The following is a 252-nucleotide window of genomic DNA, read 5'->3' on the forward strand; positions in this document are numbered from 1 at the left end:
GCTAAAGATGGCTACGGTCCGTCTTCTAGTTTTTTATTAGATATTGCACCTCTGGTGTTGACTGCCATTATTCTGATGGTGCAGTTTTTTGTATTCAAAGATTTTACCCCTCACATTCCCTTAGCTTGCGGTCTTCTAATCACCGGCTTGTTTATGAAGCTGCGTGGCCGTGATTGGGACGGCATGGAACAACGCTTTTTAAAGGTTGTTAAAATTGGTCTACCGGCCATGATTATCTTGATGGGCGTTGGT

1 pseudogene is annotated in these 252 nt (G+C 43.7%); it reads left to right on the forward strand.

The features are described from left to right. Positions 1-252, forward strand: a pseudogene (locus AAEY83_RS17130) (Na+/H+ antiporter NhaC); the annotation flags it as partial.

The organism is Psychrobacter sp. TB20-MNA-CIBAN-0197 (assembly GCF_040309765.1).
Classification (GTDB): domain Bacteria; phylum Pseudomonadota; class Gammaproteobacteria; order Pseudomonadales; family Moraxellaceae; genus Psychrobacter; species Psychrobacter submarinus.